Annotated in this window: 4 protein-coding genes; 3 read left to right on the plus strand and 1 reads right to left on the minus strand. The window is 53.6% G+C overall.

The window, feature by feature from the left end; genetic code table 11:
* The 3 genes from QZ197_RS15705 to QZ197_RS15715 form a co-directional block, all read left to right on the plus strand.
* The coding region (locus QZ197_RS15705; RefSeq protein ID WP_296433153.1) for a topoisomerase C-terminal repeat-containing protein at positions 1-246 on the plus strand (246 nt) is incomplete at its 5' end.
* A 103-nt stretch (positions 247-349) separates the two neighbouring features.
* Positions 350-1,072: a CoA transferase subunit A gene (locus QZ197_RS15710; RefSeq protein ID WP_296433155.1), complete on the plus strand. Its 723-nt coding sequence runs from the start codon at positions 350-352 to the stop codon at positions 1,070-1,072.
* Position 1,073: 1 nt separating this feature from the next.
* Complete coding sequence (locus tag QZ197_RS15715; protein ID WP_296433157.1) at positions 1,074-1,697, plus strand: 3-oxoacid CoA-transferase subunit B; 624 nt, start codon at positions 1,074-1,076, stop codon at positions 1,695-1,697.
* 143 nt (positions 1,698-1,840) lie between these two features.
* Here QZ197_RS15715 and QZ197_RS15720 read toward each other — a convergent pair whose 3' ends face one another.
* Positions 1,841-2,683 (minus strand): lytic transglycosylase domain-containing protein, encoded by an 843-nt coding sequence (locus QZ197_RS15720; protein ID WP_296433160.1) that lies wholly within the window; start codon positions 2,681-2,683, stop codon positions 1,841-1,843.
* Positions 2,684-2,744 lie beyond the last annotated feature (61 nt).

Below are 2,744 nucleotides of genomic sequence, written 5' to 3' on the forward strand. Positions count from 1 at the left end.
AATATCTTTGACGGCAAATACGGACCATATGTGAAGTGGGAAAAGATTAACGCGACAATTCCGGACACAATTGATCCTAGCGAGCTAACCCTCGCACAGGCCGTGCATTTGATTGATGAACGCGCCGAAAAAGCCGGCAAAAAGAAACCAGCGCGCAAAAAAGCGGCCCCCAAGAAGAAAGCGGCGGCCAAGAAACCAGCCGCAAAAAAACCGGCAGCTAAAAAGCCCGCAGCAAAGAAGGCTTAGTGTCAGCGGCACCGAAATTTGGTGCCGCTGCATTGCAGCATTTAATTGACTCTCTTGCTGGCCCTCGGCACAACTTGGCAAAAGTAGCGGGAGAACACGTGCCATGAAAAAGATTTACCCCAACGCAACCGCCGCCCTTGATGGGTTGTTGCGCGACGATATGCTGATTGCCGCTGGTGGTTTTGGCCTTTGCGGTATCCCCGAACTGCTGATTGACGCCGTTGTTGAAAGTGGCGTGAAGAACCTGACGATTGCATCCAATAACTGCGGCGTGGACGGGTTTGGTTTGGGCAAACTGCTTGATACCCGCCAGATCAAAAAAATGATGTCATCATACGTTGGCGAAAACGATGAGTTTATGCGCCAGTATTTGGCCGAAGAACTCGAGATTGAATTCAATCCGCAGGGCACGTTGGCAGAGCGGATGCGCGCCGGTGGCTGCGGTATCCCTGGGTTTTACACCAAAACCGGTGTTGGCACCGTCATTGCCGACGGCAAAGAGCATAAAGATTTCAACGGCCAGACTTACATTCTCGAAGAAGGTATATTCGCTGATCTTGCGATCGTGAAGGCATGGAAGGCGGATGCGTCCGGCAACCTGATCTTCCGCAAAACGGCCCGTAACTTTAACCCGCCAGCCGCTATGTGCGGTAGGGTTTGTGTTGTTGAGGTCGAGGAAATCGTGCCGACGGGTTCTCTTGATCCGGATCTTATTCATCTGCCCGGCATTTATGTCCACCGCTTGATTCAGGGTGATCACGAAAAGCGGATTGAACAACGCACAGTAAGAAAACAATCCGCCACTGGCGAAACGAGGAGCGCATAACATGTGGGATCGCAATCAAATGGCCGCGCGCGCAGCCCTCGAGCTACAAGATGGCTGGTATGTGAACCTTGGCATCGGCATCCCGACACTTGTATCGAACTATATCCCCGAAGGAATTGAGGTCACTCTTCAATCCGAAAACGGCATGTTGGGCATGGGCCCGTTCCCGTTCGAGGGTGAAGAGGATGCCGATCTGATCAATGCGGGCAAGCAAACCATCACGGAACTTCCGCAAACGGCGTACTTCGATAGCGCCCAGTCCTTTGGCATGATCCGCGGCGGTAAAATCGCGATGGCCATTTTAGGCGCAATGGAAGTATCGGAAAACGGTGATCTGGCCAACTGGATGATCCCGGGCAAGCTGGTCAAAGGCATGGGCGGCGCGATGGATCTGGTCGCAGGTGTCGGTCGCGTTGTTGTTGTTATGGACCACACTAACAAGCATGGCGTTAGCAAAGTGTTGAAAGAATGCACCCTGCCGCTGACTGGCAAGGCTGTTGTTGACCGGATTATCACGAACATGGGTGTTCTAGATGTTGTCGAGGGCGGCCTTAAGATCGTTGAAACGGCCGAAGGCGTGACCGAGGACGAACTGCGCGCAGCGACCCAAGCTCACGTTATATGACCCGGCGAAGATTCACGTGGCTGAAGACAACATCAGACGACACTATATACTAAAGCAAATCCGCAAGGTTGATCTGGCCAACTTGGTCCGCCGATGAAGATGTTTCGATGCTGCGTTTCCTCGCAGGCGAAGGTCGTGCTTGCTTAGATGCCGTTTATGTCGAACACGCACGCATCAGTGATCAATTCCGGCGGGGTCCGGCATAACCCTTTGGCGACCTGCCACGCGGCAAGCACTTTGGGGACATAAGCACGCGTTTCCGCAAATGGGGGTACGCCCTCGTGACGGTCCACGTTTCCCTCACCCGCATTGTATCCAGCAAGTGCAAGCACAGGATCATTGTCGAAACGGGCCAAAAGCCACTCTAGATATGCCACACCCCCTTTGATATTCTGGCTTGGGCTAAAGCTGTCAGTGACATTAAAACGGGTGGCGGTGTCCGGCATCAATTGCATCAATCCTTGGGCCCCTGCCGAACTGACCGCCCCTTCGCGCCCGGCGCTTTCCACGGAAATTACCGCAAGGACGAGCGCTGGAGAAACGGGAGTCCCAACAGTTTCACGTAAAATCGCGAGGCCATGGGTGCTGGCAATGTCTTGCAAAGCTTGCAGCCGCGGTGTTGGGACACCACTGCCAATAGGCGGATTATTCAACTGAGACATCGCAAGGGCAAAACGCGCAGGCCCGCCGTCAACGACATTTGAAGGGACCCCAGCCCAAAACCACTCCAAGCCCGAAATTGGTGGTAACCGCATCGGTCCATCCGCACTGACATCCGTAGTAGAAGGATCGGGATCGGTGAAGCCGAAGTCGAGGAACGGTGCGTCCGGGTCAATCTGGACCGTGATTCGATTCGTTGTATTGCCTGAAGGCACGGTAACACGCTTGAAAGTGAAGTCAGGTTGCAGCCTTTCGACCTCGGATATAGCGGGTGTCGTCGCCAAAATGGCAGCCAGGGTGATCGTGGGTAACCCAAAGTGATTCATTTTGTCGCCCTGCTCACTATCTTTTTGTTAGGTGAATCATGGCGAAAACTCGTCAAATTAC

The organism is Yoonia sp. (genome assembly GCF_017854415.1).
Classification (GTDB): Bacteria; Pseudomonadota; Alphaproteobacteria; order Rhodobacterales; family Rhodobacteraceae; genus Yoonia.

Excerpts from the sequence above, each read along its gene's own strand:
- QZ197_RS15720 (WP_296433160.1), bottom strand. The coding sequence starts at position 2,683 with ATGAATCACTTTGGGTTACCCACGATCACCCTGGCTGCCATTTTGGCG.
- QZ197_RS15715 (WP_296433157.1), top strand. The coding sequence starts at position 1,074 with ATGTGGGATCGCAATCAAATGGCCGCGCGCGCAGCCCTCGAGCTACAA.
- QZ197_RS15710 (WP_296433155.1), top strand. The coding sequence starts at position 350 with ATGAAAAAGATTTACCCCAACGCAACCGCCGCCCTTGATGGGTTGTTG.